Source organism: Metallosphaera yellowstonensis MK1 (assembly GCF_000243315.1).
GTDB lineage: Archaea > Thermoproteota > Thermoprotei_A > Sulfolobales > Sulfolobaceae > Metallosphaera > Metallosphaera yellowstonensis.
The window spans coordinates 46,503-50,012 of the sequence record NZ_JH597755.1 but is presented as its reverse complement, the minus strand read 5'-3'; the positions used below and the strand labels follow the sequence as shown (position 1 = coordinate 50,012).

Annotated in this window: 4 protein-coding genes; 3 read left to right on the top strand and 1 reads right to left on the bottom strand. The window is 51.2% G+C overall.

The window, feature by feature from the left end:
• The 3 genes from METMK1DRAFT_RS00330 to METMK1DRAFT_RS00320 form a co-directional block, all read left to right on the top strand.
• Positions 1-522 (top strand): IS607 family transposase (locus METMK1DRAFT_RS00330; protein ID WP_009069400.1); only part of this gene is annotated, 522 nt, incomplete at its 5' end.
• The gene (locus tag METMK1DRAFT_RS00325) at positions 494-1,696 is read left to right on the top strand and encodes an RNA-guided endonuclease InsQ/TnpB family protein (RefSeq protein WP_009069398.1); all 1,203 of its coding nucleotides are present in this window, start codon (positions 494-496) and stop codon (positions 1,694-1,696) included. The genes METMK1DRAFT_RS00330 and METMK1DRAFT_RS00325, both read left to right, overlap by 29 nt.
• A 239-nt stretch (positions 1,697-1,935) precedes the next feature.
• Positions 1,936-3,045 (top strand): transposase, encoded by a 1,110-nt coding sequence (locus tag METMK1DRAFT_RS00320; protein ID WP_009069396.1) that lies wholly within the window; start codon positions 1,936-1,938, stop codon positions 3,043-3,045.
• A gap of 200 nt (positions 3,046-3,245) precedes the next feature.
• On the opposite strand, the gene METMK1DRAFT_RS00315 is transcribed toward METMK1DRAFT_RS00320, so the two are convergent.
• Positions 3,246-3,425 (bottom strand): hypothetical protein, encoded by a 180-nt coding sequence (locus tag METMK1DRAFT_RS00315; protein WP_009069394.1) that lies wholly within the window; start codon positions 3,423-3,425, stop codon positions 3,246-3,248.
• Between the last annotated feature and the right edge of the window lie 85 nt (positions 3,426-3,510).

Here is a 3,510-nt window from a genome sequence, read left to right as displayed (position 1 = left end):
AAGTATAGGATACCTTATAGTGAGATTAAAAAGTACTTGCAGGGGAGGGAAGAGACGAGGGCAGTAATTTACGCTAGGGTATCCTCGGCTGATCAGAGAGAAGATTTGGAGAGGCAAGTGAACTACCTAACGAACTACGCAACGGCAAAGGGTTACAAAGTGGTAGAAGTGATAAAAGATATTGCAAGCGGGTTGAACACACAAAGGAAAGGGCTGTTAAGGCTATTCAAACTGGTTGAGGGAAGGAGTGTTGACGTCGTTCTCTTAACGTATAAGGATAGGTTAACGAGATTCGGGTTTGAATACCTTGAGGAGTTCTTCTCAACAATGGGAGTTAGGATTGAGGTGGTTTTCGGAGAAGAACCCAATACACGAGAACTAGTTGAAGATCTGATTTCAATCATTACGTCATTCGCTGGGAAAATTTACGGAATGAGGAGTCACAAGAAGACAGTCCTAGTTCAAGGTGTAAAAGAGCTCATGGGTGAGTTGAGTGGAGAGGACAGTGAAGTTAAGGGTTGAGGTTGATCACAACACGTATTCAGCGCTCAAGGAGGTCGAGGAGGAGTACAAGGCGATACTAGAGGACACAGTGAACTACGGGCTCAAGAACAAGACTACCTCCTTCACCAGGGTCAAGGCTGGGATTTACAAGGCTGAGAAGGAGAAGCATAAGGACTTACCCTCACACTACGTTTACACCGCCTGTGAAGACGCAAGCGAGAGGTTGGACAGCTTTCAAAAGTTGAGGAAGAGAGGGAGGAGTTACACTGACAGACCGATAGTAATGAAGGTTACCGTACACTTGGACGACCACTTGTGGAAGTTCAGCCTTAGCAAGATCTCCATTTCAACTAAGAGGGCTAGGGTTTTCGTTTCCCCGACCTTTCCCAAGATCTTCTGGAGGTATTATAACAATGGTTGGAGGATTGCGAGTGAGGCTAGGTTTAAGTTGTTGAGAGGTAAAATCGTCGAGTCCTACATGGTGTTTAAGGAGGATGATCCTAAACCTTACGAGCCTAAAGCGTTTATCCCAGTAGATCTCAACGAGAATTCTGTCTCCTCACTTATCAAGAATAAACCCGTATTGCTTGAAACAAACACCAAGAGGATTACTCTAGGCTATGAGTACAGGAGGATTGAGGAGGGTAGGTCTACTAAGGATAGGGAAGTTGGGAGGAAGTTGAGGGAAAAGGACAAGAAGCTTGATGTTAGGAGGAAGTTGGCTAAGCTGATCGTTTTGGAGGCTTACGAAAGTAGGAGTGCTATCATTTTGGAGGACTTGTCAAAGAGGGCTCCGGAACACGTGGTTGAGGACGTGAAGGATGAACAGCTCAGGTCGAGGATTTATAGATCTGCATTTTCCTCAATGAGGAGAGCTATCGTTGAGAAGGCTAGGGAGTTCGGTGTCCCCGTGATCTTGGTTGATCCTTCTCACACTTCTACTGTCTGTCCAGTCCACGGGACGAAGATCATTTACCAACCCGATGGGGGCGATGCCCCAAGGGTTGGTGTTTGTGAGAGGGGGGAGAGGTGGCATAGGGACGTAGTTGCCCTCTATAATTTGAGGAAAAGGGTTGGAGATGTGAGCCCCGTGCCCTTCATGTCGAAGGAGTCCCATGACCCACCTACCGTAAGTAGGTGGTTGAGGGCTAAGTCCCTACACTCGATCGTGATTGAAGACAAAATGAAATGAAAGTGTAGGGACAAACGGCAGACAGCACTTCTTGAGGGAGCTGAGGGACTCCACGTGCCTCCTGAACTGGGGAAACCCACGAGCCAGGTCGAGGTCTTCCCTGGACTCTTCGTCCATAACCTCGTCAGGCGACGGGAAAGCCCTGCAGCAGTTATGGGAATCTTAGGGAGGTAATACCAAGAACTCGGTATTAGCGAGAAGTTTTTAATTTTCGACGTCGTCCCGCTGAAAAGATGTAGATGACGAACAGAAAGGGACAGGTCGAACTGGCTAAGGAGGATCTGATCAAGGCGGTCAACCAGGTCCTGGGCATAGTGAGGAGGAACGGGAGGAGCAGGAAGGTCGGGTTGGCACTCGTCTTGATGGTCCTGCTAGGTGGGAGGTCCAGCGTGAGGAACGCGGCCGAGACGTTCGGGTTGGACTACGCGAACCTGCTGGAGGCGTTGGGGGAACTCGAAGACGCGTGGAGGGACTACCTGGAGGTCCTGTCGGGGCTGGTGAAGGGTGAGGTGGCCGTAATCATAGACGACACCGTGGACCACAAGGAGTACTCCAGGGGGAAGGACGTGAGCCCCCACGGGAACTACTGGATCTACTGCCACACCCACGGGAGGTTCGAGAGGGGCGTGCAGCTCCTCACGGTCGCCATAGTGGACCTCTCCACGGGCAGGACGTTCATGGTGGGAGCCTTCCCCTACGCCGTGAGGAAGATGTTGGACTTGGGGATGGTCACCGAGTTCAAGACCAAGATCGACTTGGCCAGGGAGATGTTGGACGTGCTCAAGGAGCGCTTCCGCGTGTCCAGGGTCGTCTTCGACTCGTGGTACTGGTCAGAGAAGCTCGTGAAGGAGAACGTGGTGTCTGAGCTCAAGTCCAACCGGAGGCTCCTCAGGGTCGAGTCGGCCCAGGGGACCCTCGAGGAGGTGGAGGGACACCTCCGAGTGGGGGACCTACCCCCCGGAGTCTACTACGCCGACCTGACCCTGGGAGGCCAAGCTATTACGGTAAAGTTGCTAGTCCGGGAATATAAACGTGACTCCGGGTCACACGTGAAGTACCTCTACACGACCGACCTCTCGCTCAGCGAGGAGGAGATCGAGGAGGCCTGGAGGATGAGGTGGGAGATCGAGGAGCTCCACAGGGACGTCAAGGCCCTTGGACTGGAGGACTCCTCATTCTGGAGGAGGGAGAGGCTTCAGGGCTACCTCACGATCTTCACCATCATGACCAACGTCGTCAGGGAGCTGGTGGGGGAGCTGAACCTGAGGAGCGTGGAGGCGTTCCTCAGGTTCGTTGAACGTCATTTAGGTGGACCGCCAGGGCTGATGAAAATCTTTAAGTTACGTTAAAGTCCCATAACTGCTGTCCTGAGGAATCATCTCAACGTGTTGTCCAACGTTCTAGCAATAATCCACGAGATTTTGGACTACTGCGAGAGGACGAGTTTAAGTTGAGGACTGATGGGGCCTCATTGAAATTTGAACTCCTGTCCAACCCTCAGTCCTTGGGCTTCACCTGAGTCTGGGAAAACCCATGCAACCGTTTGTCCCTACACTCTCATTTCAATCATTTTATGTTCATTCATGATCGAGTGTAGGGACTTAGCCCTCAACCACCTACTTACTGTAGGTGGGTCATGGGACTCCTTCGAGCCCAACGGCACGGGGCTCACATCTCTGCAATCACTCCCACCCTTTTGGGCATAGCCCACATCGGTGTGGGAGGTCATTATTTATCAACGAAAATTCATTATAAACAGTTATAAAAAGATTTCTATTAACGTGAGAAAGGATTCAGCCCGTCCTCTCTAGTCT